At 62.6% G+C, this 25,883-nt stretch carries 32 protein-coding genes, 1 tRNA gene and 1 pseudogene; 20 read left to right on the forward strand and 14 right to left on the reverse strand.

Annotated features, from left to right (window positions below; genetic code table 11):
* A partial coding sequence (locus FNJ47_RS17985) for a carboxyl transferase domain-containing protein (RefSeq protein ID WP_430649391.1) occupies nt 1–238 on the reverse strand: 238 nt, incomplete at its 3' end.
* A gap of 134 nt (nt 239–372) precedes the next feature.
* On the opposite strand from FNJ47_RS17985, the gene FNJ47_RS17990 reads away from it, so the two are divergent.
* On the forward strand, nt 373–1,779 hold the full coding sequence (locus FNJ47_RS17990; protein ID WP_163155365.1) for a helix-turn-helix domain-containing protein: 1,407 nt from the start codon (nt 373–375) through the stop codon (nt 1,777–1,779).
* A 311-nt stretch (nt 1,780–2,090) separates the two neighbouring features.
* Nucleotides 2,091–2,726, forward strand: a complete 636-nt coding sequence (locus tag FNJ47_RS17995; protein ID WP_163155367.1) for an Lrp/AsnC family transcriptional regulator — start codon at nt 2,091–2,093, stop codon at nt 2,724–2,726.
* A gap of 175 nt (nt 2,727–2,901) precedes the next feature.
* Here the strand turns inward: FNJ47_RS17995 and FNJ47_RS18000 are convergent, their stop codons facing one another.
* Nucleotides 2,902–3,225 carry a DUF736 domain-containing protein gene (locus tag FNJ47_RS18000; RefSeq protein WP_163155369.1) on the reverse strand — a complete coding sequence of 108 codons (324 nt, stop codon included), beginning with the start codon at nt 3,223–3,225 and terminating at the stop codon, nt 2,902–2,904.
* 914 nt (nt 3,226–4,139) lie between these two features.
* Between FNJ47_RS18000 and FNJ47_RS51335 the strand changes: the two genes are divergently transcribed.
* On the forward strand, nt 4,140–4,514 hold the full coding sequence (locus FNJ47_RS51335; RefSeq protein WP_235999948.1) for an excisionase: 375 nt from the start codon (nt 4,140–4,142) through the stop codon (nt 4,512–4,514).
* On the opposite strand, the gene FNJ47_RS53930 is transcribed toward FNJ47_RS51335, so the two are convergent.
* Complete coding sequence (locus FNJ47_RS53930) at nt 4,511–4,933, reverse strand: hypothetical protein (protein ID WP_347341682.1); 423 nt, start codon at nt 4,931–4,933, stop codon at nt 4,511–4,513. The two genes, FNJ47_RS51335 and FNJ47_RS53930, sit on opposite strands and share 4 nt — an antisense overlap.
* Before the next feature lie 54 nt (nt 4,934–4,987).
* Between FNJ47_RS53930 and FNJ47_RS53935 the strand changes: the two are divergent.
* Nucleotides 4,988–5,419: pseudogene (locus FNJ47_RS53935) on the forward strand (tyrosine-type recombinase/integrase); the annotation flags it as partial.
* A gap of 135 nt (nt 5,420–5,554) precedes the next feature.
* On the opposite strand, the gene FNJ47_RS18015 reads toward FNJ47_RS53935, so the two are convergent.
* Nucleotides 5,555–5,631 (reverse strand) — tRNA-Pro (locus FNJ47_RS18015).
* 79 nt (nt 5,632–5,710) lie between these two features.
* On the opposite strand from FNJ47_RS18015, the gene FNJ47_RS18020 reads away from it, so the two are divergent.
* The 4 genes from FNJ47_RS18020 to FNJ47_RS18035 are packed head-to-tail and all read left to right on the forward strand — an operon-like array spanning nt 5,711 to nt 9,213.
* Nucleotides 5,711–6,697: an L-threonylcarbamoyladenylate synthase gene (locus tag FNJ47_RS18020; protein ID WP_163155371.1), complete on the forward strand. Its 987-nt coding sequence runs from the start codon at nt 5,711–5,713 to the stop codon at nt 6,695–6,697.
* 30 nt (nt 6,698–6,727) lie between these two features.
* A complete protein-coding gene (locus tag FNJ47_RS18025) occupies nt 6,728–8,155 on the forward strand; it encodes an FAD-binding oxidoreductase (protein WP_163155373.1) in 1,428 nt (475 codons plus the stop codon).
* A gap of 14 nt (nt 8,156–8,169) precedes the next feature.
* A complete protein-coding gene (locus FNJ47_RS18030) occupies nt 8,170–8,613 on the forward strand; it encodes a GNAT family acetyltransferase (protein WP_163155375.1) in 444 nt (147 codons plus the stop codon).
* A gap of 18 nt (nt 8,614–8,631) precedes the next feature.
* Nucleotides 8,632–9,213 (forward strand): NUDIX hydrolase, encoded by a 582-nt coding sequence (locus FNJ47_RS18035; protein WP_163155377.1) that lies wholly within the window; start codon nt 8,632–8,634, stop codon nt 9,211–9,213.
* A gap of 320 nt (nt 9,214–9,533) precedes the next feature.
* On the opposite strand, the gene FNJ47_RS18040 is transcribed toward FNJ47_RS18035, so the two are convergent.
* The gene (locus tag FNJ47_RS18040) at nt 9,534–9,974 is read right to left on the reverse strand and encodes a hypothetical protein (RefSeq protein ID WP_163155379.1); all 441 of its coding nucleotides are present in this window, start codon (nt 9,972–9,974) and stop codon (nt 9,534–9,536) included.
* Between the two features lie 226 nt (nt 9,975–10,200).
* Between FNJ47_RS18040 and FNJ47_RS18045 the strand changes: the two genes are divergently transcribed.
* A complete protein-coding gene (locus tag FNJ47_RS18045; protein ID WP_163155381.1) occupies nt 10,201–10,452 on the forward strand; it encodes a hypothetical protein in 252 nt (83 codons plus the stop codon).
* An 88-nt stretch (nt 10,453–10,540) separates the two neighbouring features.
* Here FNJ47_RS18045 and FNJ47_RS18050 read toward each other — a convergent pair whose 3' ends face one another.
* A complete protein-coding gene (locus FNJ47_RS18050) occupies nt 10,541–11,014 on the reverse strand; it encodes a hypothetical protein (protein ID WP_163155383.1) in 474 nt (157 codons plus the stop codon).
* 124 nt (nt 11,015–11,138) lie between these two features.
* Between FNJ47_RS18050 and FNJ47_RS18055 the strand changes: the two genes are divergently transcribed.
* Together FNJ47_RS18055 and FNJ47_RS18060 are read left to right on the forward strand one after the other, a co-directional pair.
* On the forward strand, nt 11,139–11,906 hold the full coding sequence (locus FNJ47_RS18055) for an SDR family NAD(P)-dependent oxidoreductase (RefSeq protein WP_163155385.1): 768 nt from the start codon (nt 11,139–11,141) through the stop codon (nt 11,904–11,906).
* A 170-nt stretch (nt 11,907–12,076) separates the two neighbouring features.
* On the forward strand, nt 12,077–12,337 hold the full coding sequence (locus FNJ47_RS18060; RefSeq protein WP_163155387.1) for a helix-turn-helix domain-containing protein: 261 nt from the start codon (nt 12,077–12,079) through the stop codon (nt 12,335–12,337).
* 222 nt (nt 12,338–12,559) lie between these two features.
* On the opposite strand, the gene FNJ47_RS18065 is transcribed toward FNJ47_RS18060, so the two are convergent.
* Nucleotides 12,560–13,531, reverse strand: a complete 972-nt coding sequence (locus tag FNJ47_RS18065) for a hypothetical protein (protein ID WP_235999949.1) — start codon at nt 13,529–13,531, stop codon at nt 12,560–12,562.
* Between the two features lie 130 nt (nt 13,532–13,661).
* On the opposite strand from FNJ47_RS18065, the gene FNJ47_RS18070 reads away from it, so the two are divergent.
* Entirely contained in the window at nt 13,662–14,198 is a 537-nt protein-coding gene (locus FNJ47_RS18070) for a collagen-like domain-containing protein (RefSeq protein ID WP_163155389.1), read from the forward strand.
* 53 nt (nt 14,199–14,251) lie between these two features.
* Here FNJ47_RS18070 and FNJ47_RS18075 read toward each other — a convergent pair whose 3' ends face one another.
* Complete coding sequence (locus FNJ47_RS18075) at nt 14,252–14,479, reverse strand: hypothetical protein (protein ID WP_163155391.1); 228 nt, start codon at nt 14,477–14,479, stop codon at nt 14,252–14,254.
* Nucleotides 14,480–14,563: 84 nt separating this feature from the next.
* Entirely contained in the window at nt 14,564–14,830 is a 267-nt protein-coding gene (locus FNJ47_RS18080; protein WP_163155393.1) for a DUF2277 domain-containing protein, read from the reverse strand.
* A 120-nt stretch (nt 14,831–14,950) separates the two neighbouring features.
* Here FNJ47_RS18080 and FNJ47_RS18085 point away from each other — a divergent pair, with 120 nt between their 5' ends.
* From FNJ47_RS18085 to FNJ47_RS18110, 6 genes are all read left to right on the forward strand, one after another.
* Nucleotides 14,951–15,196 carry a DUF2188 domain-containing protein gene (locus FNJ47_RS18085; protein ID WP_016840968.1) on the forward strand — a complete coding sequence of 82 codons (246 nt, stop codon included), beginning with the start codon at nt 14,951–14,953 and terminating at the stop codon, nt 15,194–15,196.
* A gap of 406 nt (nt 15,197–15,602) precedes the next feature.
* Nucleotides 15,603–16,034 carry a hypothetical protein gene (locus FNJ47_RS18090; RefSeq protein ID WP_163155395.1) on the forward strand — a complete coding sequence of 144 codons (432 nt, stop codon included), beginning with the start codon at nt 15,603–15,605 and terminating at the stop codon, nt 16,032–16,034.
* 1,139 nt (nt 16,035–17,173) lie between these two features.
* The gene (locus tag FNJ47_RS18095) at nt 17,174–18,235 is read left to right on the forward strand and encodes an alpha/beta fold hydrolase (protein WP_163155397.1); all 1,062 of its coding nucleotides are present in this window, start codon (nt 17,174–17,176) and stop codon (nt 18,233–18,235) included.
* Nucleotides 18,236–18,252: 17 nt separating this feature from the next.
* On the forward strand, nt 18,253–18,600 hold the full coding sequence (locus tag FNJ47_RS18100) for an MmcQ/YjbR family DNA-binding protein (RefSeq protein WP_163155399.1): 348 nt from the start codon (nt 18,253–18,255) through the stop codon (nt 18,598–18,600).
* 159 nt (nt 18,601–18,759) lie between these two features.
* The gene (locus FNJ47_RS18105; RefSeq protein WP_163155401.1) at nt 18,760–19,113 is read left to right on the forward strand and encodes a hypothetical protein; all 354 of its coding nucleotides are present in this window, start codon (nt 18,760–18,762) and stop codon (nt 19,111–19,113) included.
* A gap of 168 nt (nt 19,114–19,281) precedes the next feature.
* A complete protein-coding gene (locus FNJ47_RS18110; RefSeq protein WP_235999950.1) occupies nt 19,282–19,707 on the forward strand; it encodes a hypothetical protein in 426 nt (141 codons plus the stop codon).
* A 96-nt stretch (nt 19,708–19,803) separates the two neighbouring features.
* Here FNJ47_RS18110 and bfr read toward each other — a convergent pair whose 3' ends face one another.
* Together bfr and FNJ47_RS18120 are read right to left on the reverse strand one after the other, a co-directional pair.
* A complete protein-coding gene (bfr, locus tag FNJ47_RS18115; protein WP_163155403.1) occupies nt 19,804–20,292 on the reverse strand; it encodes a bacterioferritin in 489 nt (162 codons plus the stop codon).
* Between the two features lie 220 nt (nt 20,293–20,512).
* Nucleotides 20,513–20,788, reverse strand: coding sequence for a (2Fe-2S)-binding protein (locus FNJ47_RS18120; RefSeq protein WP_163155435.1), 276 nt, complete (start codon nt 20,786–20,788; stop codon nt 20,513–20,515).
* A gap of 374 nt (nt 20,789–21,162) precedes the next feature.
* Here FNJ47_RS18120 and FNJ47_RS18125 point away from each other — a divergent pair, with 374 nt between their 5' ends.
* On the forward strand, nt 21,163–21,468 hold the full coding sequence (locus tag FNJ47_RS18125) for a hypothetical protein (RefSeq protein WP_163155405.1): 306 nt from the start codon (nt 21,163–21,165) through the stop codon (nt 21,466–21,468).
* 237 nt (nt 21,469–21,705) lie between these two features.
* Nucleotides 21,706–21,990, forward strand: coding sequence for a hypothetical protein (locus FNJ47_RS18130; RefSeq protein WP_163155407.1), 285 nt, complete (start codon nt 21,706–21,708; stop codon nt 21,988–21,990).
* A 98-nt stretch (nt 21,991–22,088) separates the two neighbouring features.
* On the opposite strand, the gene FNJ47_RS18135 is transcribed toward FNJ47_RS18130, so the two are convergent.
* The 3 genes from FNJ47_RS18135 to ettA form a co-directional block, all read right to left on the reverse strand.
* Nucleotides 22,089–23,288: a lytic murein transglycosylase gene (locus tag FNJ47_RS18135; RefSeq protein WP_163155437.1), complete on the reverse strand. Its 1,200-nt coding sequence runs from the start codon at nt 23,286–23,288 to the stop codon at nt 22,089–22,091.
* A 150-nt stretch (nt 23,289–23,438) separates the two neighbouring features.
* Nucleotides 23,439–24,023 carry a TIGR00645 family protein gene (locus tag FNJ47_RS18140; protein ID WP_163155409.1) on the reverse strand — a complete coding sequence of 195 codons (585 nt, stop codon included), beginning with the start codon at nt 24,021–24,023 and terminating at the stop codon, nt 23,439–23,441.
* 188 nt (nt 24,024–24,211) lie between these two features.
* A complete protein-coding gene (gene ettA / locus FNJ47_RS18145; protein ID WP_163155411.1) occupies nt 24,212–25,861 on the reverse strand; it encodes an energy-dependent translational throttle protein EttA in 1,650 nt (549 codons plus the stop codon).
* Between the last annotated feature and the right edge of the window lie 22 nt (nt 25,862–25,883).

The raw sequence follows: 25,883 nt of genomic DNA on the forward strand, positions 1-25,883 counted from the left end.
CCGTGCCCCAGCCGGTGACGACGCCGTCGCCGGGGATCTTGCTCTTCTCCATGCCGAACTCGATCGAGCGGTGCTCGACGAACATGTCGAATTCCTCGAACGAGCCCTTGTCCAGCAGGAGCTCGATTCGCTCGCGGGCGGTCAGCTTGCCGCGGGCGTGCTGCGCCTCGATGCGCTTTTCGCCGCCGCCGCGTCTTGCGCCGGCGCGACGTTCTTCAAGAGCTTCAATTGTGGAGATCACACAACACCCCCCGGTGGGTCCGCGAGCAGGTCTTACCCCGCCATATACAAGCGATCCGAAACCTGAGAAGGGTTGAAGACGCAAATTTGCACATGTTACAGAATTGCAAACAGCATATTGCGAAGTTGCAAATGGCAGGAAAGCTTTATATCGGTCGCAGGTTCCGCGAGGTAAGGGAGAGCCAAATGCTCACCCAGGCGGCGTTCGCGGAGCGGCTGGGAATCTCGCTCAGTTACCTGAACCAGATCGAGAACAATCAGCGGCCGGTCTCGGCTTCCGTGCTGGTGCTGCTCGCCGAAAAATTTCAGGTCGACCTGAGCTCTTTGTCGCTCAACGACAGTGACAAGATCATTTCGATGCTGGCCGAGTCGTTGGCTGATCCGATCTTCGCCTCCTATTCGCCCAGCATACAAGAGTTGAAACTGGTGGTTCAGAACGCTCCCGGTTTTGCTCAAGCGCTCCTGAGCGCGCATCAGGCATATCGGCGCAACAGCGAGCAACTCGCCAGCCTGGATGGCCAGATCGCCAATCTGGCGGGAGAACCGACGGCTTATGAGGAAGTTCGCGATTTCTTTCACCTGGTCGACAATTACGTCCATGAGTTGGATACCGCGGCCGAGGCTCTTGCCGACCGGCTGAATATTCCCGACAGCAACGCGACGACGGCGTTGATCAGCTACCTGGAATCGAAACATGGCGTGCAGATTCGCCAGAGCGGTCCGAACGAGACTTCATTGCGGCAATTCGATCGCGCATCGCGCACGCTGTTCCTAAGCCAATATCTGCCTACACCAACCCGAACCTTCCAGATCGCTCTGCAAATCGCGACTCTTGAAGAAGAAGACCGGATCGGTCAGATTGCAGATAAAGCGACATTTCGATCAGTCGATGCACGAAACGTGTGCGCGGCCGGATTGCGAAATTATTTTGCGGGCGCTCTCGTTCTACCGTACCAACGATTCCTGCAATCCGCTCGAGAGCTGCGGCACGATCTTGAATTGCTCGCGACGAGGTTCGGCGCAAGCCTGGAGCAGGTTGCTCATCGCTTGTCTACGCTTCAACGGCAAGGCTCGAAGGGTGTGCCCGTCTTCTTCGCCCGATTGGACCGCGCCGGAAACATCACCAAACGCCACAGCGCGGCAAAACTGCAATTTGCACGATACGGAGCCGCCTGCCCGCTCTGGAATGCGCACCAGGCATTCGAGGCCCCAAGCCAAATCATTCGGCAACTCGCCGAGACACCGGACGGCATCCGATTTCTTTGCATCGCAACTGAACTTTCGAAAGGCCGGGGCGGCTTCGGCTCTCCTCGTCCGCGCTATGCCATCGCTCTGGGATGCGAAGTCTCCTATGCAAAAGATTTCGTATATGCAGACGGGCTCGACCTCACAAGCAAGGGCACTTTCGATCCGATCGGAATTTCTTGTCGAATCTGCGAGCGGACCAACTGTTCTCAACGCGCGATCCCGCCGCTCAAGAGCAGATTGAGAATAGACCGCGATCGCAGGGACATACTGCCCTACCAATTACCCGGCTAGGCCAGTCGATGACAAAGCTGGGACCTCCAAAAATCGCGGGCTTGGGCTGGACCTGGTTCAGTTCCCGCGACCATCAGTGCACAGATTGCAATCGCGTTGCTCATCACGACGGCAGCAGTCGACGGCGCGCAGACCACATGTTCGAGCGGCAAGATCAGATTGACCGTTTTTCGATACAAGTCGTCATTTTATCGAAATTCTACATGCCCGGGCGAGAGATAGCATTTGTTTCATCGAGATGTCACCACGCGGAATAACGCGAGGGGCCGGGCCTCGATGGGACGACGAATGCTTGCCCATGGGAGAATGAAATGACGACGACGGCTTTGGACAGGATCGACATAAAGATCTTGAATGAACTGCAGCAGAACGCAAGTTTGACCAACGTTGAACTCGCTTCCCGCGTCAATCTCTCACCGTCTCCGTGTCTCGCTCGAGTTCGAACGCTCGAAAAACTCGGGGTCATTGACCGGCGAATTGCGGTGCTGGATCCCGCAGTTCTCGGCATCGGCGTTACGGCATTCATACAAGTAAAGCTTGAAAGGCAGGCCCAGCCATCACTCGAGAGCTTTACGCGTTCAATCGATCGCCTTGGCGAGGTGATGGAATGCTATCTGATGACCGGCGACAACGATTATCTTCTCCGGGTGATGGTGTCTGATATCGAGGCTCTTGAGGATCTCATCGTAAACAGGCTCTCCCGCATAACCGGCGTTTCGAGCATTCGCTCAAACCTGGCCCTGAAGCGGATATCTCACAAAACGGTGCTCCCTATCGACACGAACCGACCAGTTCAGGTCAAGCCGTGCAGCTCTTCCAGGCGCCTCGACAGGCCCGCCAAACCGCAGTACGACGCCTCGCCCCAGGCGCGGATCGATGGCGGCATGAATCTCGAGACTTCGCGGATTTTGCCGGGTGACGGGCAGTACCCCTCAAGCCTCCCTTAGGCAAGGGCGCCCAGGAGAACAGTCTCGACCTTGCGCTCGTTGTTCGTGCTTTTTTTGCTCAACGCACAAAGATCGAGTGCCGTTCGGCGTTCGATCGCGCGCGCGGAACGCGACGGTCAAAAGCTGGCCGCTGGAGAAGGCTCCCGCGCCAGGCGCGGGAGCCCAAGATCCTGGGCTAGTCACCGGGATTCCAGATCAGGAAGAAGCCGTTGTCATCGCCCAGGCCGACGGCCCGGCCAAGGTTGGCGTAGAGCTTGCGAGACCCGAGTTCAGGTGCCGCAAGTGACAGGCTGACGTAGTCCTTGCCGCTGCTCTCGCCGCGCCGGATCCAGCCGGCTCCGATCTCGACGCCCTGGGCGAGGATGCGGAAGTCCGGCTGAGCCTCGGTCGACTTGGCGCTATTGGGAACGATGTCGATGTGGGCTCGGATGGACAAGGTCTTGAGCTCGCCCCTGAAGCCGCCGTTGTCGTTACGGGTGACGAATCCGATCGCAGTCATGGTCTGTCTCCTTCGCTGCCGCAGGGCCGATCCCCTGCGATGGCGAGACCGTCATGGCGGCCGGAACGCCGCCGAACCCCTGGGGCGAAGCGTCAGCGGCGCACCCGAGCTCGCGCCTTTTTTGCAGCGAAGCGGCCGCGAGGAGCCGGCTTGCCTGCGGGGAAAAAAGAAGCATGCGAGGGTTTCGGGCGGCGGGACGGTTGCCATAGGTCGTACAGCCATGAGCAGGGAAATCGTCTCTGAAGCAGCGGCAAGACAGACATCGAGCGCACCGGGATCCCGAACCGAAGCGCACCCATGGGTTCGTCAGGCCGAGCTCCACCTGTCAAATCTACCAGTAGCGGCAAAACATCCGACCCGATAGAATCTAGCAAGCCACGTCGAGCAAGCGCCGCATATTGTTGAACCGGATAGACCTATCGGCCGGCGTGTGAATCGCTGCGCGTAGCCAGGTCAACGGGTCAACTTCGTCGAGCCTGTTTCGCCCGCACCGTTGACGGTAGCAAAGATTGGCAGTCGAGAATTTAGCCGAAACGAACAACGTGAAAATGAGGCCTTTCGCAAAAGTGATCGATATCCGCACCCAGGATAACGCTGGCGCTTCCGTCCCAGGCATTCTCCCTGCCCGCTCATGTCGGCCCAAACTGCGGCTCGTCGCAATTGAGTTGCCGTCCACGGGTTGATTGTATGTGCCGATGGGCTCTGACAATCCCGAGACGTCCAGCACCACGGAGCGGCTGATCAGAAGCGGCAGCGCTGATCAGCACAGCATCTTTGATCAATGCAGGAATACATGTCCGGCTCCCGTCACCCCAGAGACAAACACACGCTCTAAACAATCAGAGAAACAAGGATGTCACTCGCCTAAGGCCCGATCACCGCTAGTGCGTTCGCAATTTTGCGATGCCGCTGACATGATCGACACAAAGCACCGCGAAGCTGTTGGTCTGCATGATCCGCTTCGGCTTTCTGTAGCAGCGGCCGTGGCATTTCCCGATGGTTCGATGACTGCCTCCGGGTTGCGAAGAGAGAGTGCTCGCGGAAGGCTCGTCATTGAGCGCATTGCAGGCAAGGATTACACGACACTCTTTCATATAGAGAGAATGAGGGAATTATGCCGCGTCCAAGCAAAGGAGCCCGGCTCTACAGACGCAAAGCACGGTATCGCGGAGGCGACCTCGTCGCCCAGTCTGTTTGGATTATCAAAGACGGCGACCGGCATATCGCCACAGGATGCATTGCGAGCGCGTCTGAAACAAAGCCTCCGCAGAAAGCAGAGCAAGCGTTAGCAAACTACATCGCGCAAAAATATCAACCGGAGCGCAGTCGACGAGATATTGACGACATCGATTGCGCCGACGTGCTGTCGATCTATCTGACCGATATCGGCGAGCCCGGTGATCAGTTTGAAATCGAAGCGAGGATCGACCGGCTCAACGATTTCTGGTGCGGCAAGAAGCTGGCGGCAGTCAACGCGCAAACCGGTGCCGGTTACGTCAAACATCGCGGCAGCCGGGGTGGCGCGCGTCGTGACCTCGAGACTTTCCGCGCTGCGATCAACCATCATGCAAAGGAGGGATTTCACCGGGGCACGGTTCGCGTATCCCTCCCGGCAAAAGGTGAGGCGCGCGATCGTTGGCTGACGCGCAGCGAGGCGGCGGCCCTGATTTGGCAATGTTGGCGCTATCGCGAAAAGCAGACGGTCCATGCCGGCAGCTCAAAGGGCGACCCGGTACGGACAGACCGTCGACCACTTCGACACGTGGCCAGATTTATCCTGATCGGCCTCTACACCGGCACCAGGGCCGGCGCGATCGCGGCGGCATCGCCTTACTCCGAGCTTGGGCACTCGTACGTCGATCTCGAGCGTGGTATCTTCTACCGAAGGCCGATCGGGAAGCGAGCCACCAAGAAGCGTCAGACGCCAGCCCCGCTCCCACCCCGGCTATTGGCTCATTTGCGTCGTTGGCACGACCGGAAGCTGATCAACACCTGCTTCGTCGAGTTCAATGGCAAGCCGGTCGCTTCCGTAAAGAAAGGCTTCAAATCTGCCGTGAATCTGGCCAGGCTACCCGGGAAAGTCACTCCGCACACGTTGCGCCACACGGCAGCGACCTGGTTGATGCAGCGCGGCGTGCCGATTTGGGAGGCGGCCGGGTTCCTCGGCATGTCGGCGGAGGTCCTGCAGGAAACCTATGGCCATCACCATCCCGATCATTTGCACGGGGCGGCGGCAGCCATTGGCCAGAAAGCGCGGTATGTTTCGGTGGTCAAATCGGTGGTTGACTCGGGAACAGCCACCGATGAGAAGAAAAAACCTAAGGAAATCTGGTCGGAGTGGCAGGATTCGAACCTGCGACCCCTGCGTCCCGAACGCAGTGCTCTACCGGGCTGAGCCACACTCCGACTAAGAGGCCGGCTTATAGCGTTGGGTTTCGGGGACCGCAAGGGACGACAAGGCACCCAATTGAGGAATCTAGTCACAGTGGATACAGGCCTGAAAACGCACGTTCTGCCCGCCGGCGCCGCCGCCACGGCCACCGCCGCCGGAGTCCTGGCCGAGGGCGGCCTGGTGGCGTTTCCGACCGAGACGGTTTATGGCCTCGGCGCCGACGCCGGCAACGCCTCCGCGATCGCCCGGCTCTACGAGGCCAAGGGCCGGCCGGCCTTCAATCCGCTGATTGCCCATGTCGCCGATCTCGGCGCCGCCCGCCGGATCGCCCTGTTCAACGGGCAGGCCCTGCGACTGGCGGAAGCGTTCTGGCCCGGCCCGCTGACCCTGGTGCTGCCGAAGGCGCTGTCCTGCCCGGTCGCGGAACTCGCGACCGCCGGGCTCGATACGGTCGCCATCCGCATCCCGGCCCACAAGGTGGCGCGCGACATCATCAGGGCGTTCGGCGGTGCCGTGGTAGCACCATCGGCCAATCTTTCCGGCCATGTCTCGCCAACCACCGCCGAGCATGTGAACGGCGATCTCGACGGCCGGATCGACCTGATCGTCGATGGCGGCCCGGTCGAGGTCGGCGTCGAATCCACCATCGTCGGCTGCTTCTCCGATCCGGTGCTGCTGCGGCCGGGCGGGCTGACGCGCGCCGAGATCGAGCGCGTGCTCGGCCATCCCCTGCAGTCGCCGCCGCAGGACGCCGAGAACGACGCCCAGCCGGTTGCCCCCGGCATGCTCGCCTCGCATTACGCGCCACGGACCCCGGTCCGGCTCAATGCCAGCGACGTCCATGTCGGCGAGGCCTTGCTGTCGTTCGGGTCGGCCAAGGTCGCGCGACGCGAATGCGCATCGGTGGAGATGAACCTGTCCGAGCGCGGCGATCTCGCGGAGGCCGCCGCCAATTTGTTCGGCTACCTTCGCACGCTCGACAAGAGAAACGCGGATGCTATTGCCGTGACGCCCATTCCCGAGGACGGGCTGGGCGAGGCCATCAATGACCGGCTGCGCCGCGCAGCGGTTGGGCGGTAAATCCCGACATACGTGAAAGACCAAGAAAAAATGAACATCGTCCAGTCAGCGGTGCCGCCGCTTCCGCCCGAATTGCTTGCAAAGTTCCGCGCCATCGTCGGCGAGAAATATGCGGTCACCGACGCCGCCGACATCAAGCCTTACGTCACCGAGGAGCGCGACCTGTTTCACGGCCGCTCGCCGCTAGTGCTGCGCCCGGGCTCGACCGCCGAAGTCGCCGCGATCTGCAAGCTTGCGAGCGAACACAAGATCGCGCTGGTGCCGCAGGGCGGCAACACCGGCCTGGTCGGCGGGCAGACGCCGCACAACGGCGAGGTCGTGGTGTCGCTGCGCCGCCTCGACAAGATCCGCGACATCGACGTCGAATCCAACACAATGACCTGCGAGGCCGGCGTGGTGTTGCAGATCGCGCAGCAGAAGGCAGCCGATGTCGATCGGCTGTTTCCGCTGTCGCTCGGCGCCGAAGGCAGCTGCACCATCGGCGGCAACCTCTCGACCAACGCCGGCGGCACCGGAGCGCTCGCCTACGGCGTGGCCCGCGAAATGGCGCTCGGGCTCGAGGTCGTGCTGGCCGACGGCCGCGTGCTGAACGCGCTGTCGAAGCTGAAGAAGGACAACACCGGCTACGATTTGCGCAACCTGTTCATCGGCGCCGAGGGCACGCTCGGCATCATCACCGCGGCGACCTTGAAGCTGTTTCCGCGGCCGCGTGCGGTCGAGACCGCCTATGTCGGCCTGACGTCGCCGGCGGCCGCGCTCAAGCTGCTGTCGATCTCGCGCAACGAGGCGGCCGGCAGCCTGACCAGCTTCGAATTGCTCGCCGACATCGCGGTCGACTTCTCGATCCGCCACGGCATCGATATCCGCGATCCGCTTGGGAGCAAGCATCCCTGGTACGTGCTGATGGAATTGTCGTCGTCGCGCGACGACGCGCGCGACACGCTGGAGGCGATCCTAGCCCAGGGCATGGAGGACGGCATCGTCGATGACGCCGTCATCGCCGCCAATTTGAGCCAGCGCCAGGCGTTCTGGAAGCTGCGCGACGAGATGTCGGCCGCGCAGAAGCCCGAGGGCGGCTCGATCAAGCACGATATCTCTGTGCCGGTCGCAGCGGTGCCGGCGTTCATCGCGGAGGCCAATGCCGCGGTCGTGAAGCTGATCCCGGGTGCGCGGCCGGTGCCGTTCGGTCATCTCGGCGACGGCAACATCCACTACAATGTCAGCCAGCCGGTCGGCGCCAACGCGGCCGACTTCCTGGCGCGCTGGCACGACGTCAATGCCGTCGTGTTCGAGATCGTGCTGCGGATGGGCGGTTCGATCTCGGCCGAGCACGGCATCGGCGTGCTGAAGCGCGACGAACTGCCTGACGTCAAGGACAAGGTCGCGATCGAGCTGATGCGACAGCTCAAGGCGATGCTTGATCCGCTCGGCATTATGAACCCGGGCAAGGTGCTGTGACCGTGCAAGCGACAATGCCCTCTCCTTCCCTCGCCATTGCTCCAATCACCGACGCCGACATTTCTGACGTCGTCGCGCTGTGGCAGGCCTGCGGCCTGACGCGACCGTGGAACGATCCCACCTCCGACATCGCGCTGGCGCGCCGCGGGCCGAGTTCGGCCCTGCTGGTCGGCCGCGACGCCGGCGCGATCGTCGCGACCGCGATGGTCGGCCATGACGGCCATCGCGGCTGGGTCTATTACGTCGCGGTCGATCCTGACCATCAGGGCAAGGGCCTTGGCCGCACCATGATGGAAGCGGTCGAGGACTGGCTGCGCGCGGCCGGCGTGCCGAAGCTGCAGTTGCTGGTGCGCCGGGAAAACGCCAAGGCCAGCGCGTTCTACCAAACGCTCGGCTATGAAGAATCGACCTCGGTGATGCTGGCCAAATGGCTCGACGGTCGCGAAGCGACGCCGTGACAGATTGAGGATTGACGCATGAGCATCGCCGACCGCGTCCGCGTCAAGGACGTCCAGCTGCTGTCGAAGCGCCGCTACGAGCTGAAGAGCGCGACGTTCGACTACCGCCGCAGCAACGGCGAATGGCAGACCCAGGTGCGCGAGGTCTACGATCGCGGCAACGGTGCAGTGCTGTTGCCCTACAATCTGAAGACCCGCAGCGTCGTGCTGGTGCGTCAGTTTCGTTACCCGGCCTTCGCCAATGGCTATGACGATCTCCTGATCGAGGCCGCCGCCGGCATGCTTGACGACGCCGCGCCCGAAGCACGCATCCGTGCCGAGGCGGAGGAAGAGATCGGCTACCGGCTCGATCACGTGCGCAAGGTGTTCGAAGCCTTCATGACGCCGGGCGCGGTGACCGAGAAGCTGCATTTCTTCGTCGCCGAATACGACGCTGCGATGCGCGTCAGCGAAGGCGGCGGGCTCGCCGACGAGGGCGAGGATATCGAGGTGCTCGAGCTCTCGATCGACGAGGGGCTCGCCATGATCGGCGACGGCCGCATCGTCGACGCCAAGACCATCATGCTGCTGCAATACGCAGCGCTGCATCTGTTCAGGTAAGTACCGCCGCGGTCACTCGCCGTGGGTGGCGCGCTGCCAAAATATCGAAAACAACCCCATGCAAAGTAGCCGGGTGCCACCGGCGCTTGACTTGACACGTCGGGCAACTCAGAGGTACATTTCCAATATTCCGAAATTGCGCAGACGCATGCTGGTCCTTAGAGCCGTCATCCTGAGGTGCGAGCCTCTTCGGCGAGCCTCGAAGGATCGACGGCCCCGCTGGTGGCCGATTCATCCTTCGAGACGGCCGCGTTGCGGCCTCCTCAGGATGACGGGGGATGGTCTGAATCCGGCTCGACGATCAGCTGTCGCCGGCGCCGCTACTGCATCGTGATCGCAAGGCCGCTCAGATCGGCGTTCGCCATCAGGCCGACCTGGTGGCCGGTCAGTTCGAGCACCGCACCCTTCTGATTGGTCAGCACGATCGCACGGGCACCGCGGCCGAGAGCAAGTCCTGCGCCTGCTGCGCCGTAGACGCCGGCGACGTCGGACGGACGATTGATGTTGCTGACACGGCCGCGCAGCACGGTCTTGGAGCCGCCGAACACCAGGCCGTAGTCGAGACCGCCGGTGGACAGCCGATACGAGCGGCCGCGGAAGGTCAGCACACCGCTGCCGCCGGAGCCGCCGATGATCCAGCCGGCCTTGTAGATGGTGAGCGTCACGAAGCCGCTGTCGGCGCGAGCGGCGGTGGAGAAAGCCGTGCCCGTGAAGGCCATCAGCGCGACCAGCGCGGCGCGAAGGGTGGATGAAAGTTTCATGTGCGGTCTCCCCAAAGTTTACTCGCGTCGATTTGCTCACGTCGCGACACGGGCACGAATCGCAACGCACCGACTGTAGCAAGCACACAATCCGGCGCAATTTGGCACAGCACTGGCGTTGAACCTGTTCCCGGGATTGCAACACTCACTGCATGTCCGGGGCGATCGGCCCCTGAGCTCCAGGATTGCCCTGCTGAGCATTCATTTTTCAAACCGGAGATTTCCGATGCGTCTTGCGATCGCCTGCGCCACCATTGCCGCCACCGTGTCCCTGCTTGCCGCCGCAAGCCCGGCCAGCGCCACGCCCTATCATCTGATCCGCTGGCAGGACACCGGCTTCTGCCAGATCTGGGACCAGAGCATCCCGACCACGCCGTGGCCGGCGAACTACGCCGTCGTCAGCGAAGAACTGCCGACCTTCGACGCCGCATTCAGCTACAAGACCGGACTCCTGAACAACGGCACCTGCTCGTACTGAGCGACTGCCAATCGATCACGCGCATGGCGGACACGCGGCAACAGCGCGGCGTCCACCCTCGTGCTGTCGGCATGAACGCGACCAGGCGTCAGTGATGCTTGATCAGTGCGTCGCGCGCGGCGGCGAGCTCGAGGAACGCCGGGCCGTTGCCGCCGCCGTCGGGATGCACCGTCTTGGCGGCGCGCTTGAACGCCTGATGGACCTCGGTCGCCGCGAGACGACGGCCGAACGGCAGGCCCAGCAATTGCCGGTAGCGCTCTTCCTGCGTCAGCACCTTCGGCGTCAGGCCACGCCGGCCGAACTGCGGCGCGGACAGCATGTGCAGCGCATCGCTGACGATGCCGAGACGCCGCAGCGCCATCGATTTGGTCCGGCGGTCGGCCGATTTCAGCGCTGCCTGGCGCAGGATCGGCAGTACCTGTGCGGCCGCTTGCCGCAGCGTCTCGTCGATATCGGTCGTGGCGATCTCGGCAATCATTTTGGCGATCTCGCGATAGTCGGGATCCGGCGCCGCGCAGAAGCGCTCGATCGCAACTTTCCATTGTCTGATATGCGGGTCCATGATCGGTCCGTACTGTCATCCGAATCCGGATAACAGCAACGCGCAAACGTGGCTTGGCGTTTCGGTTGGCGCAGTTTTGAATAGTGTTGTCGACAACGCTCAAAAATCAGAACGAGGAAACACCATGGCCCTTCTCGACAATCACATCGCCGTCATCACCGGTGCGGGCTCAGGCATCGGACGCGCCATCGCCCTTGGCTACGGCCGCGAGGGCGCGCGCGTGGTGCTGCTCGATATGAACGGCGATGCGGTAGCGGAAGCGGCCAAGGAGATCCGCAACGCCGGCGGCAAGGCGGAGAGCTTCACACTCGACGTGACCGATCGCGACGCCTGCATCGCGATGGCAAAGCAGGTGGCGGACAAGGTCGGACCTGTCTCGATCCTGGTCAACAATGCCGGCATCGCGCGCCGCAACGGCATGCTCGGCGCTGAAGAGGCCGTGATCAAGGATTGGGAGGACATCATCTCGATCAATCTCACCGGCGTCTTCAACGTGACGCATTCGTTCCTCGCACCGCTGCGCAAGAACAAGGGACGCATCGTCAACATCGGCTCGATCCAGTCCTTCGTGCATCTGCGCACGCCGAGCTCGCCGGCCTATACCGCCTCCAAGCACGGTGTGCTCGGCTTCACCAAGGCGCTGGCCGCCGAGCTCGGCAAGGACGGCGTGCGCGTCAATGCGATCGGCCCCGGCTTCATCGAGACGCCGCTGAACGAGAAGGTGCGCGCCACCAATCCAGACCTCGTCAAAGTCTTCATGGACCACACCCCGCTCGGCCGCGCCGGCAAGCCGGAAGACATCGTCGGTCCTGCGATCTTCCTCGCCTCGGACCTGTCGGCCTATGTCTCGGGATCGATCGTGATGGTCGATGGCGGGTACCGCACATTGTGACCGATGGAACCGCAATCGTGGCGATTTCTGGGTATTTTGCTTACAAGGCAGGGAGTTAGCGGCGCGTTAAGGTCTTGTTAACCAAACCGGCACACCGTGGATACACGGGGTAGTTGGTTTCTCGATGTCTCCGCCTCATCGACGAGGCGGGCGTTGATCGGGAGGAGTTCATGTCTTACGCGTCCACCGTACCGTCGCCGGAAGCACTGCTGCCGTCGCTGACGCCAAATGAAATCGTTCCACTGCTGATCGGCGCGACTGTCGATGAAGTCGAGCGGGAACTGGTGCTGCAAACACTCGCGCGCTGCGACGGCAATCGCACCCGCGCCGCGCGCGTGCTCGGACTGTCGGTCCGCACCTTGCGGAACAAGATCCGCGAATATTCGGCCGACGGCATCGACGTGCCGATGAGCGAGCACGCCGCGGCCTAAAGCGTGATGAGATTAGGTTGGTGTGAAGCGGCAGCGGAGGTTCACCTCTCCTTTGGGAGAGGTCGGCGCATAGCGCCGGGTGAGGGGTCACGGTCTCTCGTTAGGACTGCGCCCCCTCACCCGATTTGCTACGCAAATCGACCTCTCCCCGCCGGGGAGAGGTGAACCGCGTCCGCGGCCAAACCGCTTCAACTTGATTTCATCGCGCTCTGGCGGCCGGTCCTAGATCGGCAGGTCGATCGCAAGACGTCGCCAGCGCGACAGCAACGCGCTGTCCTCGTCACCGAGACAGCGTACGAGACGCACGTCGGTCATCATGGTCTGTTGCATCGTCTGGGCCACCAGCGCGGTCGCATAGTCCCAATAGTCGCGCCGTCCATTCGGATCGTCATCGACGAGGGACTTTGCGAGGATCTCGATGTAAATCGCGGCGACTGCATTTTGCCAGAACTCACTTGCGCGCCTCTGGGCGGAGGGCGCGCCGGTCCGCGCCTGCCACATCAGCCAGTAATTTTCTTCGCCTTCTGCCCATTCCGATGACGGCAGGCACGGATCAAGACATGGCGAGCGGCACAGGAGTGGCTGCATCGTCAGCGCGTTGCAGAACATCGCATAGCCGAGCTTGTCGTACCAACGCGCGCGCAGCAATCTGCGGATCGCGGCCTGTTCGTCGGCTGCGAGCGGCCTGCCCGTCAGCTCGAGATCGGCGATGATCGCGTCCAGACGATCGCGATCATACGGCTCGACTTCGAGCACCACGCCGATATTGCGCGGAAACAGCGCATCGAGCATGGCGACCATCTCGCGATAAAACGCACGCGCGAGGCCGCCGCCGCGCCACGCCTTCGCGATGCCGACATGGTTGCAAAAAATCAGATCGCTTGCGTGATCGTAGGTGAAGAAGCCGAGACCGATCGCGCGCCCGGCGGCACGCAGGATGAAGCAGCGCGAGTCGAGACGATAGGACATCTGGCGGCCGCCGACACTGAAATGTCTGGGCTCGCCGACATCGTCCGACAACAGCCAGCGCACGATGTCGTCAGGACTGTCGCGCTCGATCGCGGGAAACAACTGCTCATAGAGCTCGTGCACGCCGGTGCTGCGAAAGCTCGCTTCGTCAAGCACGTCATGTCGCGTCACGACGATGTCGAGCGCTTGCGGTCCATCGCCATAGCTGCCGTCCAGAACCCGCAATGCGTCCTCCGCAGTCATCATGCCCATGGAATTATGACTGTTGATCGCTCGCATCGGTGCCGACAGGCAGAATTGAAGCCGTCGTCCAACCTCTGTTACAAGCGGCTTCACATCGCGACGGAGCATATCAGTGGCTGACGAGACAACTTCCCGCCAGGGGGCACGAGGGGCGCCGGGGCCGCAGGGCCGTCAGGGCGAGCCGGGAAAGCCCGGTCCGCAGGGACATCCCGGGCGCCCGGGACCGGAAGGTCCGCGCGGCAAGCCGGGGCCACAGGGCAAGGCGGGCGCGCAAGGCAAGGCAGGCCCTCAGGGCAAGCCGGGGGCGCAAGGCAAGGCCGGCGCACAGGGTCCACGGGGCGAAGCCGGTCCGCAGGGACCGCAAGGTCCGGCCGGCCCGCGCGGTGAAGCCGGCCCGCCCGGCCAGTTGCCGTCGATCGAGCAGGTGATGCCGTGGCTGCACATGATCTTCGACGCCTGGGAAGACCACAAGCGCACCAGGGAGCGTGAAGCCGCCGAGCTCGCCGAGCGAGAAGCCGCGGAGCGCGCCGAGCGCGCGGCTGCGGAAGCGATCGCGCTCGAGGTGGACGCGGTCGACTTCGCCGATGATGACGATGAAGACGACGATCACAAGAAAAAGAAGAAGCATCGCAAGAAGGACAAGAAGTAACCCTTCCCGTCATTGCGCGACACGGCCGGCGAAATCCGTGTCGCGCGCGAGGCTCAGCGCTCTGCGCCTGGCGTGCTCGGAGGATCGGACGGCCGGGCGAGCTGCATCAGCTGGAACACCCAGCGCATCGCGTAGTACCAGGCAACGCCGGCGAACGCCCCGCACGCCGACAGGATGATGACGTTGGCGAGGTCGATCGTTCCGCTCGACCACAGCATGCCGCAAGTCCAGAGCACGGCGAACGCAATCGAACAGAGAGTGAGCAGGGCGGCAGGCTTCATGGCGTTGCTCCGGGTCGGCTGAACGACACTGATGACCGGAAGCGTGGCGCCGTACCGTGACCTCCGTCACGGAATGCGGTGGCGTCAGCCGAACCGCAGGCGCGAGCGCTCCCTCGCCTTCTCCGCCTCGATCTCGCGATCGCGCGCCGGGGCGTTGGTCTGCAACGAGATCAACAGCCTGCGCGCGGCGTCCGAGACCTCGGTCACGGCAAGGTTGAAGGCGGCTTCATTGGACTGCGACGGCTTGTTGAAGCCACTCAGTTTGCGCACGAATTGCAGCGCCGAAGCGTGGATCTCGTCCTCGGTAGCGGGCGGCTCGAAGTTGAACAGCGTCTTGATATTGCGGCACATGTCGGTCTCCCTCGCCCGCACCAGCGGGGCGGCTCTCTCAAAGACGATCGGCTGCTGCAAAATACGACATCGTGGTCTATTCTGGCAGCCTCATCGTCCACGGCGGAAACGAGGTTCCGGATGAGCCACGTGATCTACAAGGTCGTCCAGCACGACGGCGGTTGGGCCTATACCGTCAACGGGGTGTTCTCGGAACCGTTTCCAACCCATGCCGCGGCCTTGGCCGCCGCCCGGCGTGCCGCCAACGAGCAGCGTGTTCCCGGGCGCACCGAGGCGATCCAGTACGAGACCTCGGACGGCAAATGGCTGACCGAAACCGCCTCCGGCAATGACCGCCCGGAGACCGAGGTCGAGGACGGCCGCTAAAGCGCAAAGAGACTGGGTTGAATCGGCCTGGCGCGGGTGGAGGGCTCTTGCTCTCTCGATAGACCGTAACCCCTCACCCGATTGGCTGCGCAAATCGACCTCTCCCAAGGGAGAGGTGAACTTTCGACGCCGCTCCAGCTCAGTCCAGGTGGTGTACTCATAAGCGTCGGCGTCCGGCCATAAAGCGGAAGTCGCCGGTCTGGCCGCCAGGGGGCGGCTTTTGACCGGAAAGAAACCTCGGTCAATATCGGCCACACAACGGCGGCGTTGGGGTCATTGAGCCCTGCACCACCAATTTGGCCTCCATCGTCACCACTGATCAGCAACGCAATATTTTCGCTGGCTTCAGCAGTCTCCAAGTATTCGGTTGTAAGATGCTCTACTCGATGTTCAGCACGGCCACGTCATGTCAAAGATGATCTGGAATGCCTGTCTTGCGATCTTGCTCTTAGCTTCAACTTCTGTCGCTGCTTGGTCGCAGGAACGCTGCTCGGTAGACGTCCTGAAGGGCAGCTACATCTTTGCCGGTAGAGGTTTTATTGAGGCCATCGAGCCGACCATCCAGCGCGTTCACTATGGGGTTTTCATCTTTGACGGGGCCGGGAAGTTATCTGGCAAACAGTCGTCCAGTCGCGGTGGCAAGATCGGCCGCGAGAAACTGGAGGGGACTTACACGTTGGATGCGGACTGCACAGGCACGCTCACTCTAGCTACCGTCGGATATGGCAACCCGGGGTTTGAAACTCATTGGGACCTCTATGTGACTGAGGACCATAAGCGGGGGCACATTGTTCGAATGGATGAGGGCAATATGGCTGTCCGCAGCTTTGAGAAATAAGCGCTTCGATCCTAGCGCGAGCCGAACTCCGGCCACCTGGTTGATGGTCAGCTCTTGGCCCGAGGCTGATGCTCGCCCAAGCGTCGGCTGTTGATGGAAAACCGGAAGCGGCTCGCAGCGGCCTAGACCGTCGATTTTGACCCTTAGCGGACTTGCAGCATGGCTCAAATTGAATGAGCCATGCTGTCGTGTGGCGCGCAGCCAAGGCGAGTTGCGTGGACTAGCGGCGCGCTGATTCCGCGACCTGTTGCTTTTCCCCCGCTAACTTCCCCGCAGCGAGCAGGCTGCTGCAATGCCACCGGGCTTCTCTCGATATCCAGCCTATAAAGATCTTGGTATCCGTGCATTCTGCGTAGGTCTTATAGGTGAGCGTATCTCTGCATGTCGACGAGAACGCTCCGGTCGAATTTTCTCCGACTGAAAGGCTGCATCCAACCCAAGGTGCGTTGCCCTGTCTGAAGCTTGTTTCGCAACCACCGTTGCAACTACTGCTGGATCTCTCGAGCTTGGCGATCCTTCCCATGACCGAATCCGGCGCAAACGAGGGCGCTTGCGCGGCGCGCGATCGCGTATGGTCGCTTGACGATGTCCGGCGGTATGGACCTGTGGTTGCCTGCCGCTTCAGGCTCTGAGGCTTGGCCGCCTGCTTCGGCGCATCGACCGTGATGCTGGGAAGAGGGGCAACCTGCCCTGTTGTGATTTGCGATACTGCCGTGCCGCTCAAGGCACAGAGCAGTGCAGTTGACAAAACAGCGACAGCTGACGATGCGGCAAGGCTAGGCGATAGTCTCATGGCATGTCACTCCCAGACCCGAGATCGATATGGTCCCGGTTGGCAGATGCTACCACGAGTTGAGCGACGTGCCTACGGCATTCCGGCCGGGAGGACGATGGCTGCGGGCCGGTTGGGATGACTGCTTTTGGGCCCGAGGCCGACATGCAGCGACGTCGGCTTCAACGTCAGCCTCGGGGACAAGAGCTGACGCGACGAATTTATAAGTACGCACTCCAATCTCATCAGACCTTATCCGGACACATCTTTGCCAGCCGCGCCGGCGTTCCCTCGGACAACGCTTTCCCTCATGCTAGGCTTGCACCGAGGCAGCTGGACAACCGCGCCGCGCGTGGGGAGAAGCACCATGATCCATTTGTGCGCGGCGCTTCTGGCCGCTCTCGTCTCGATATCGGTACCGGCCATGGCTGCAGATTATCCCGCGCCGCAGGATGGCGAGTGGATTGCGAAGGACTTCAAGTTTCACAGCGGCGAGGTGATGCCGGAGCTGCGGCTGCACTACACCACGGTCGGCGCGCCGACCGGACAGCCGGTGCTGGTGCTGCACGGCTCCGGCGGCTCGGCCGCCAGCATGCTGACGCCGAGCTTTGCCGGCCAGCTGTTCGGCCCCGGCCAGCCGCTCGACGCATCGAAATACTACATCATCATCCCCGACGGCATCGGGCACGGCAAATCGTCGAAGCCGTCAGATGCGATGCGGACCAGCTTTCCGAAATACGATTACAACGACATGGTCGACGCGCAGTACCGGCTCGTCACCGAAAGGCTCGGCATCAAGCATCTGCGGCTCGTGATCGGCAATTCGATGGGCGGCATGCATACCTGGATCTGGGGCGTGCGCTATCCGCAGATGATGGACGTGCTGGTGCCGATGGCCTCGCAGCCGACCGCGATGGCGGCGCGCAACTGGATCCTGCGGCGAACGATGCTGGACACGATCCGCAACGATCCGGACTACAATGGCGGCAACTACACCAGCCAGCCGCGGATGATGAAATACGCCATCGCCGCCTATCGCTTCGCCAGCGCCGGCGGCACGCTCGGCTACCAGACGCCGGCGCCGTCGGCGCCGCAGGCCGACAAGATGGTCGACGACCAGCTGGCGTTGCCGGTCACCGCGGATGCCAACGACTACATCTATCAGTGGGAGGCCTCGCACGATTACGATCCGTCGGCGGGAATGGAGAAGATCGAAGCCACCCTGCTTGCGATCAATGCGGCTGACGATGAGCGCAATCCACCGGAGACCGGCGTCACCGAGACGGCGGTGAAGCGGATCAAGAACGGCAGGATCTATCTGATCCCGGCGAGCAGCGAGACGCGCGGCCACCTCACGACCGGTGACGCGAAGTTCTATGCCGGGCAATTGCAGGAACTGTTGCAGACCGCGCCGCAACACACGATGTAGCGATCGGGATCAGGGCGATGTCCGCAAATCGCTTCCGCCGCACAGCGCTCAGCCTGCCCGAGGTGGTGGAAGGCGCGCATCACGGCACTGCCGATTTTCGCGTCGGCAAACGCATCTTCGCAACGCTCGGCTATCCCGACAAGGATTGGGGCATGGTGAAGCTGACGCCGGAGCAGCAGGCTGTCTTGGTCGAGGCCGAGCCTGAGATCTTCCGGCCGGTGCCGGGCGGCTGGGGCAAGAGCGGCAGCACCAATGTCCGCCTCGCGAAAGCCGATCAGGTGACACTGCGCAGCGCGCTCACAATGGCCCGGGACAATATCGCCGTGAAGCCGGCAAAGAAGGTACGCGCGAAGAAGCCATCCTGAGCATCGCGATCCCGCACTGCATCAAGCAGGGATTGCGGAGTTTCGCCGATTCTTTGAGCATGCATCCCGCGCGCGGTTCGTGCCTAATCGCACAAACGTCGGATTTGCGGTAGCGACGCGGCGCGCGGATCACGCAGAAGTTTTCGCCGGAGGAAGGCAATGCGAAGGCTTGCGCATGTCGCAATGCTTGCGTCGCTCGTCACGTTGGCGGGCGCAGCCCTGGCATTCGACAACGGCCAGTACGACAACGTACCGCCGGACATCCGCGCCTGGTTCAAAAGCGTGATCGCGCCGAATGGCGTGCCGTGCTGCGACATCTCCGACGGCCATCGCACGAGCTATGATGTTCGGGGCGGCGCCTATTGGGTCCCGATCGAAGGCGAGTGGATGATGGTGCCGGAGCGCGCCGTGATCCGCGATCGCGGCAATCCGGTCGGCGAGGCCGTGGTGTGGTACGTGCACCACCGCGGCAACATCATCATCAGCTGCTTCGTTCCCGCGGACGCCGTCTGAAGCGGTGCGCCGTCGTCGCGGACCTGCGCGCGAGATCGCGTCAATTTGAAACAATTACTCTCTGTTAACCTTACTTTTTAACCAATAATTAAGGATGAGTTTGCGGGCGCCCTCAGGCGCGGCCTAGCTTCTGCAGAAATGCTCCGTAACCGCGAGTTGGTGCGTGCCATGGCCGATCGAAAAATGGCGTATCGAACAGTTGGGGCCCTGACGGCGTCCCTCGGCGTTGCAGCGCTGCTGCTCGCTTCCTCCACCGAGACCCATGCGAGATCCGGAACGGCGCCGCGCGGCACGTTTTCCTCGCATCATCCGGCCTTCCGCCATCATGTGCGCTCGCCCGGCATCGTGTTGCCGGACGCCGGCGGATATTATGATGGTGCGGCGAGCGTTCCCTTCGCCGCCGAGGTCCCGGCGCCGGCCTCGAACGATGTCCGTTACACCTACACCCAGGACGTGCCCTGGGATTGGGCGCATCGATATCCGCCGGCCGTGGTGCCGTCGGATCGCCCCTATGTGTCGAGTTGCCCCACAGAGAGCGTGACGGTGCCCGGACGCGACGGAGACCGCACCGTCAACATCACGCGGTGCTACTGACGGATCGCTCCATCCGGATCAGAAAAACAAAAGAGGCCGCCCGCAAGGACGGCCTCTCGAATTTTTAAGCTCACGCTCCGCGCGCGAAGCGGCCGATCAGGACTCCTCGCCCTTCAGATGACCGACGTGCTTCTGGGTGTAGAGTTCGAGACCGATGCGCTTGATCAGGTCGAGCTGGGTCTCGAGGAAGTCGATGTGATCTTCCTCGTCCTTCATCAGCCTCTCGAACAGGTCGCGGCTGACATAGTCCTTGACGCCGTGGCAGTAGGTCGCCGCCTCCTGGTAGAGCGTGCGGGCGCCGATCTCGGCGGCCAGATCGCACTCGATGATCTCCTTGACGTCCTGGCCGATCTTCAGGGGATCGAGCACCTGCAGGTTCGGGAAGCCGTCGAGGAACAGGATGCGATCGACGAATTTGTCGGCGTGCTCCATCTCCTCGATGGACTCCTTGCGCCAGACCTTGGCCATCTCCAGGAGGCCCCAATTGTTGAGCATCCGGTAGTGCAGCCAGTACTGATTGATGGCGGTCAGTTCGCTGCGCAGCCCCTTGTTCAGATAGTCGATGACCTTCGGGTCGCCTTGCATGATCCACTCCACCTGTCGCGGCCACCGTTGGCCGCCTAAATTTAGAACGCTTCTAAATCAGATTGCCGGGGAGAGCAACCCATCGCGGAAGCAGCGCGTGGATAACCGGATTTGGCGGGAGCGGGGCGTTTCCGGCGACGCAAAGCCGGCCGCGGGAAGAAAACGCATCGAGACAGGAAGCTGGAGCTTCGGTTCAGATCGACCGGAAGCTGAAATTGCCTTAGCAGGCCGCGAGCGCGAACTCGGTGGCGGGCTCGCCGTCCTCATTGGCGGCGTGCGGATGGCCGGCATGGGGACAGCCGGCGCAGCAGGCCTTGGCGCAGGGGCCAAGCGCCTCGTCGATGATCGCCTTGATGGTGCGCGCGCAGCGGCCACACTCGGCACTGCAGCCGAGGCAGCCATACACCTGCTTTGCATTTCGGGTCACGGACCCGCCGCCGTTGACGGCATTGCGGACATCGTGGTCGCTCAGGACGTTACAGGAACAGACAATCATCAGAGGAGGCAGGTCCAACGGGTGATGCTCGCCAATATGGATATGGTCGGCCCCGGCGGGATGCAAAAGGAAAAGACGGTTCTTGTAGCAATTCCAAACTGATGCGGGATTCATATTGGAATGAATCTAAATCGGTCGGGCCGAGCCTCCGGGAATAAGAAGCTCACCAGGCGGATAGGGTCAGGCCAATCCCGGCCTGCTATCGCCGCAAGCCGCCACAAGCACCTGTGCGTTGCGAGATATTCCAAAAGCTGCAAGCATTTGGACGCGAATAGGGCAGCGTCGTTCATTGATCATTCAAGCGGAATATGGAACCTTCAGGCGAGACAGATCGCCAACGCACGCTGTCCCTGCCCCGTGAGAAAGGTGAGGTCATGAAGAAGACATTGCTGGCGCTTTGCGCCGCCGCCGCTCTGGCGGTTTCGGCTGTGGCGGTGCCCGCCCCCGCCCAGGCACAACGCGGTGTCGCCGCTGGCGTCGCTGCGGGATTGATTGGCGGCGCCATCGTCGGTGGCGCGATCGCTTCGCAGAACGGTTATTACGGTCCGGGATATGGCTACTACGCTCCCGGTCCGGCCTACGTCGCCGAGCCCGGTTACGGTGCCGACTGCTTCTGGCAGCGCCAGCGCTTCTGGGACGGCTACACCTGGCGCGTTCGCCGCGTCCGCGTTTGCGATTGATCGACGTTCATCTCGATTAAATCGAACCAAACGTCCCGGAAAACCGACTGTTTGTCCGGGACGTCTGCTGTAGATGGCCAGAAAAAACCGCTTTTCTGCGCGATGAGGCTGCGGACGTTTACTTTCGGTTGACTGTTCTGCGCTGTTTAGCAAGACAGCAGTTCGAGATCAGCGTGTGAGTCACCCTAAACCCGGCGTCGATCCACGACGCCAGCATCTTCCAGGAGAGCCAAAGACATGAAGAAGACTTTAGCTGCCCTTGTCGCCGTTACCACGATTGCCGGTTCGCTGGCGGTTGCTCCGGCTGCCAAGGCTGGTGACGGCGGCGCCGTCGCGGCCGGCGTTGCCGGCGGCCTGATCGGCGGCGCCCTGCTCGGCGGCGCGATTGCCGGCGCTCGCCCGGCTCCGGTCTATGTTGCACCGGCGCCGGTTTACGTCGAGGAAGCCCCGTGCCGCCTGGTTCGTGAACGGTTCTGGGACGGCTACGGCTGGCGTTTCCGTCGCGTCCAGGTTTGCGACTGATCGACCGACACGCTTTTCAGCATCACACTCGAAAACCCGGCCTCACGGCCGGGTTTTTGCTTTCCGCGGCCAGGCCGTCGTACAGCAATCGGCCCCGATCAGCGCTGCCCGTTCATCGCGCGCAGGACGGCCTCGCTCGGCCAGCAATCGACTTTCAGCCCGGCCTGCTTCTGATAGGCGCCGAGCGCCGCGCGGGTCTGCATCCCAGCCTTGCCGTCGAGCTTGTCCTTGTAGAGCCCGATCTTCGTCAGTTGCTGCTGCATCGCCTCGACGTCGGCCGAGCGCAACTGCTTCGACGCCGACCATGGCGTCGCGAACGGCTGCGGGCTCGTCATGCGGTCGGCGAGATGACCGACGAACAGCACGTAGAGATCGGAAAAATTGTACTCCTTGATCACGAAGTAGTTCGGCGTGGTCAGGAAAGCCGGACCGTAGATGCCTTCCGGCTGCAGCAGCGAGGCCGATTGCGCCTGCTCGGTGGCGTTGAGCCTCGCGCCCCGCACCGGCACGAAGCCGGCCCGCAGCCACTGGCTGATCGGTTTTGTCACTTCGGGCACGCCCATCGTGCAATCGGCATTGGCAGGTGCCGTGACCTCATAGGCCCAGCGCACGCCCGGCTGCCAGCCCTTGTTGACCAGTTGCTGCGCGGCCGAGGCGAGCGCGTCCGGCACCGAATGCCAGATGTCGACTTTGCCGTCGCCGTCGAGGTCGACGCCGTGCTTGTAATATTCCGACGGCAGGAACTGGGTGTAACCGGTCGCCCCCGCCCAGGAGGAGCGCAGCTCCTTCCGCGTCACCGCACCCTCGCCGAGAATCTTGAGCGCCAGGATCAACTCGGTGCGGTACTGATCCTTGCGGCGGCCGACATAGGCCTGCGTCGCCACCACGCGCAGCGTATCGTAGGGCAGCGAATAGCGGCCGTAGTCGGTCTCGCGGCCCCAGATCGCCAGCACGATGGTGGCGGGAACGCCGAACCGCTTCTCGATCGCATCGAGCGATGGACGATATTTCTGCAGCAGCCGCTGCCCTTCCGCCGCGAGCCGCGCGATCGAGGCTTCCTTGATGTAATCGGCCGGCACCTGCACGAACTCGGCCTGCGCCGGGGCGCCGGTTTTCGGACGTCCGGGCAGGATCAGATCGGGCAGCTTGTAGTCGGGCTCGAGCCCGCGCGTCTCGCGCTCGAACGTCTCGCGCGACACGCCGGCCGCCTTGGCCTCCGGCCACAGCGAGGCGATGAACTGCGTGAACGCTGCGTCGGCCGCGCGCGCGGGTGAGACGACGGAGAGGGATGCAAGCAGAAGCCCGAAGGCAAGCGCGCGGAGGAATGTCAAATCCAACAACCTGTTCACGCAGCGGTCCAATGGGCGCGCCATCAGGCGAACACCCGCGATATCAGTGTCGTGAGCCTTATCACGACACCGGATTGCTGTGAACCTCGGCGGCCGCGCTCAATGCGCAGCCTGCTGCTTGGCCCCTTCGATCGAGTCATTCGACAGCTTGTCGACGAGGGCGATGCCGATCGCCGACAGGATGAAGACGCAGTGGATGATGGTCTGCCACATCACGCCGGTCTCGGTGTAGGTGCTCTTGCCGGACGACAGCGCGCCCGCCTCGATGAAGGTGCGCAGCAGATGGATCGACGAGATGCCGATGATCGCCATCGCCAGCTTGATCTTCAGCACGCTGGCATTGACGTGGCTGAGCCATTCCGGCTCGTCCGGGTGCCCCTTCAGATTGAGCCGCGAGACGAAGGTCTCGTAGCCGCCGACGATCACCATCACCAGAAGGTTCGAGATCATGACGACGTCGATCAGGCCGAGGACGGCGAGCATGATCTGCTGCTCGCTGAAATCGAAGGCATGGGCGAACAGGTGCCACAGCTCCTTCAGGAACAGCACGACGTAGACGCCCTGGGCGATGATGAGGCCGACATAGAGCGGCAATTGCAGCCAGCGCGATCCGAAGATCAGCATGGGAACGGGACGCAGCGACCGGCCCTTGGAGCGGGCGGGCGCGTCTGAGATAGCGGACATGTTGGAGTGCTCGCAGGATTCGATTTGCGGGGAGCGCTCTATCTACGCAATCCCGCGCGCTTGAAAAGCGACAACTGGCCGCAGATTGCGCCGCGATGCCGTCACGATCCTGCAAATTTGCGCGTGGTGATGCGCGCTCTATTCACCCGTCATGCCCGGCCTTGTGCCGGGCATGACGGTGTCTCAAATCACCGCGTCAGCTTCTTGTACTTCACGCGGTGCGGAATGATGCTGTCCTGGCCGAGCCGGCGCATCTTGTCCTTTTCGTAATCCTGGAAGTTGCCCTCGAACCATTCGACATGGCTGTCGCCCTCGAAGGCCAGGATGTGGGTCGCGATGCGGTCGAGGAACCAGCGATCATGGCTGATGATGACGGCGCAGCCGGCAAAATCCTCCAGCGCCTCTTCCAGTGCGCGCAGCGTGTCGACGTCGAGGTCGTTGGTCGGTTCGTCGAGCAGCAGCACATTGGCGCCGGACTTCAGCATCTTGGCGAGATGCACGCGGTTGCGCTCACCGCCCGAGAGCGCACCGACCTTCTTCTGCTGGTCGGCGCCCTTGAAGTTGAACGACGAGCAGTAGCCGCGCGAATTGACTTCCTTCTTGCCGAGCAGGATCAACTCGTTGCCGCCGGAGATCTCTTCCCACACCGTCTTCTTGCCGTCGAGCGCATCGCGCGACTGGTCGACATAGCCGAGATGAACGCTTTCGCCGACCGTGATGGAGCCCTTGTCCGGCTCCTCCTGCTTGGTGATCATCCTGAACAGCGTGGTCTTGCCGGCGCCGTTGGCGCCGATCACGCCGACGATGCCGCCCGGCGGCAGCTTGAAGGTGAGATCGTCGATCAGCATGCGATCGCCAAAGCCCTTGCTGAGGCCTTCGAAGTCGACGACGTTCTGGCCGAGCCGTTCGGCGACCGGAATCGTGATCTGCGCGGTCTGGGTCTGCTTCTCGCTGGCCTGTTTCAGCAGCTCCTCATAGCGCTGGTAGCGGGCCTTGGACTTGGCCTGGCGTGCCTTCGGCGACGACGCGATCCACTCCTGCTCGCGGGCCAGCGTCTTCTGATGCGCGGCGTCTTCGCGGCCTTCCTGCTCGAGCCGCTTCTGCTTCTGCTGCAGCCAGGATGAATAGTTGCCCTCGTAGGGGATGCCCTTGCCGCGGTCGAGCTCGAGGATCCAGCTCGTGACATTGTCGAGGAAGTAGCGGTCGTGGGTCACGATCAGGATCGCGCCCGGATAATTCCGCAGATGGCCTTCCAGCCACGACACCGACTCAGCGTCGAGATGGTTGGTCGGCTCGTCGAGCAGCAGCAATTCCGGCTGGTCGAGCAGCAGGCGGCACAGCGCAACGCGGCGGCGTTCACCGCCCGACAGTTTTGTGACATCGGCGTCATCGGGCGGGCAGCGCAGCGCGTCCATCGCCTGATCGACCTTGCTGTCGAGATCCCACAGGCCCTGCGCCTCGATCTCGTCCTGCAGCTTGGTCATCTCATCGGCGGTCTCGTCGGAATAGTTCACCGCGAGCTCGTTGTAGCGGTCGAGGATCGCCTTCTGCTTGGCGACGCCCTGCATGACGTTTTCGCGGACCGAGAGCGAGGCATCGAGCTGCGGTTCCTGCTCGAGATAGCCGACGCGGGCGCCCTCGGCGACCCAGGCCTCGCCGTTATACTCCTTGTCGAGGCCGGCCATGATCTTGAGCAGGGTCGACTTGCCCGAGCCGTTGACGCCGAGCACGCCGATCTTGGCGTCCGGATAGAAGCTCAGATGGATGTTATCGAGCACCTTGCGGGTCGGGTACGCCTTGGTCAGACCCTGCATGAAATAGATGAACTGGCGAGCCATCCGCTGTCCCTGGAATTGATCC

The organism is Bradyrhizobium uaiense (assembly GCF_010811875.1).
Classification (GTDB): domain Bacteria; phylum Pseudomonadota; class Alphaproteobacteria; order Rhizobiales; family Xanthobacteraceae; genus Bradyrhizobium; species Bradyrhizobium uaiense.

What these genes read in the sequence shown, in the direction of transcription:
- FNJ47_RS17990 (WP_163155365.1), top strand. Translation starts at nt 373, where the DNA reads ATGGCAGGAAAGCTTTATATCGGTCGCAGGTTCCGCGAGGTAAGGGAG.
- FNJ47_RS17995 (WP_163155367.1), top strand. Translation starts at nt 2,091, where the DNA reads ATGACGACGACGGCTTTGGACAGGATCGACATAAAGATCTTGAATGAA.
- FNJ47_RS18000 (WP_163155369.1), bottom strand. Translation starts at nt 3,225, where the DNA reads ATGACTGCGATCGGATTCGTCACCCGTAACGACAACGGCGGCTTCAGG.
- FNJ47_RS51335 (WP_235999948.1), top strand. Translation starts at nt 4,140, where the DNA reads ATGATCGACACAAAGCACCGCGAAGCTGTTGGTCTGCATGATCCGCTT.
- FNJ47_RS53930 (WP_347341682.1), bottom strand. Translation starts at nt 4,933, where the DNA reads ATGGACCGTCTGCTTTTCGCGATAGCGCCAACATTGCCAAATCAGGGC.
- FNJ47_RS18025 (WP_163155373.1), top strand. Translation starts at nt 6,728, where the DNA reads ATGAACATCGTCCAGTCAGCGGTGCCGCCGCTTCCGCCCGAATTGCTT.
- FNJ47_RS18030 (WP_163155375.1), top strand. Translation starts at nt 8,170, where the DNA reads ATGCCCTCTCCTTCCCTCGCCATTGCTCCAATCACCGACGCCGACATT.
- FNJ47_RS18035 (WP_163155377.1), top strand. Translation starts at nt 8,632, where the DNA reads ATGAGCATCGCCGACCGCGTCCGCGTCAAGGACGTCCAGCTGCTGTCG.
- FNJ47_RS18040 (WP_163155379.1), bottom strand. Translation starts at nt 9,974, where the DNA reads ATGAAACTTTCATCCACCCTTCGCGCCGCGCTGGTCGCGCTGATGGCC.
- FNJ47_RS18045 (WP_163155381.1), top strand. Translation starts at nt 10,201, where the DNA reads ATGCGTCTTGCGATCGCCTGCGCCACCATTGCCGCCACCGTGTCCCTG.
- FNJ47_RS18050 (WP_163155383.1), bottom strand. Translation starts at nt 11,014, where the DNA reads ATGGACCCGCATATCAGACAATGGAAAGTTGCGATCGAGCGCTTCTGC.
- FNJ47_RS18055 (WP_163155385.1), top strand. Translation starts at nt 11,139, where the DNA reads ATGGCCCTTCTCGACAATCACATCGCCGTCATCACCGGTGCGGGCTCA.
- FNJ47_RS18060 (WP_163155387.1), top strand. Translation starts at nt 12,077, where the DNA reads ATGTCTTACGCGTCCACCGTACCGTCGCCGGAAGCACTGCTGCCGTCG.
- FNJ47_RS18075 (WP_163155391.1), bottom strand. Translation starts at nt 14,479, where the DNA reads ATGAAGCCTGCCGCCCTGCTCACTCTCTGTTCGATTGCGTTCGCCGTG.
- FNJ47_RS18080 (WP_163155393.1), bottom strand. Translation starts at nt 14,830, where the DNA reads ATGTGCCGCAATATCAAGACGCTGTTCAACTTCGAGCCGCCCGCTACC.
- FNJ47_RS18085 (WP_016840968.1), top strand. Translation starts at nt 14,951, where the DNA reads ATGAGCCACGTGATCTACAAGGTCGTCCAGCACGACGGCGGTTGGGCC.
- FNJ47_RS18090 (WP_163155395.1), top strand. Translation starts at nt 15,603, where the DNA reads ATGTCAAAGATGATCTGGAATGCCTGTCTTGCGATCTTGCTCTTAGCT.
- FNJ47_RS18095 (WP_163155397.1), top strand. Translation starts at nt 17,174, where the DNA reads ATGATCCATTTGTGCGCGGCGCTTCTGGCCGCTCTCGTCTCGATATCG.
- FNJ47_RS18100 (WP_163155399.1), top strand. Translation starts at nt 18,253, where the DNA reads ATGTCCGCAAATCGCTTCCGCCGCACAGCGCTCAGCCTGCCCGAGGTG.
- FNJ47_RS18105 (WP_163155401.1), top strand. Translation starts at nt 18,760, where the DNA reads ATGCGAAGGCTTGCGCATGTCGCAATGCTTGCGTCGCTCGTCACGTTG.
- FNJ47_RS18110 (WP_235999950.1), top strand. Translation starts at nt 19,282, where the DNA reads ATGGCCGATCGAAAAATGGCGTATCGAACAGTTGGGGCCCTGACGGCG.
- bfr (WP_163155403.1), bottom strand. Translation starts at nt 20,292, where the DNA reads ATGCAAGGCGACCCGAAGGTCATCGACTATCTGAACAAGGGGCTGCGC.
- FNJ47_RS18120 (WP_163155435.1), bottom strand. Translation starts at nt 20,788, where the DNA reads ATGATTGTCTGTTCCTGTAACGTCCTGAGCGACCACGATGTCCGCAAT.
- FNJ47_RS18125 (WP_163155405.1), top strand. Translation starts at nt 21,163, where the DNA reads ATGAAGAAGACATTGCTGGCGCTTTGCGCCGCCGCCGCTCTGGCGGTT.
- FNJ47_RS18130 (WP_163155407.1), top strand. Translation starts at nt 21,706, where the DNA reads ATGAAGAAGACTTTAGCTGCCCTTGTCGCCGTTACCACGATTGCCGGT.
- FNJ47_RS18140 (WP_163155409.1), bottom strand. Translation starts at nt 24,023, where the DNA reads ATGTCCGCTATCTCAGACGCGCCCGCCCGCTCCAAGGGCCGGTCGCTG.
- ettA (WP_163155411.1), bottom strand. Translation starts at nt 25,861, where the DNA reads ATGGCTCGCCAGTTCATCTATTTCATGCAGGGTCTGACCAAGGCGTAC.